This is a genomic window from Mammaliicoccus sp. G-M28 (genome assembly GCF_022386595.1).
GTDB classification, from domain to species: domain Bacteria; phylum Bacillota; class Bacilli; order Staphylococcales; family Staphylococcaceae; genus Mammaliicoccus; species Mammaliicoccus fleurettii.
Genome location: NZ_JAJNIF010000052.1, coordinates 1 through 237, shown reverse-complemented (window position 1 = coordinate 237; position 237 = coordinate 1). Strand labels below are relative to the sequence as shown.

Sequence of the window (237 nt, the reverse complement as noted above, 5' to 3'; positions counted from 1 at the left end):
TAGAATTAGTCGTACGTAAACTTTTATGATGTTGTGCTGGGAACCTATAGAACTGAGCAGCATCTTCGAAGCCTTGATCTAATATATTGAGCGCTTCTGAATACTTTGGATTATTTTGATATTTAGTTATCAGTTCTTCTTTAAGCTGTAATGCATGTTGATAAGTAGGTGCTTTAAAAATAGATTTAAGTAACAGTTTTGCATCTTCAGAATTTTTCTTAGGGAAACGTTCAACAA

Annotated in this window: 1 protein-coding gene; it reads right to left on the bottom strand. The window is 32.5% G+C overall.

Annotated features, from left to right (window positions below; genetic code table 11):
- Positions 1 to 237: transposase (locus LQ609_RS12655; protein WP_239734848.1), on the bottom strand; the 237-nt coding region annotated here is incomplete at both ends.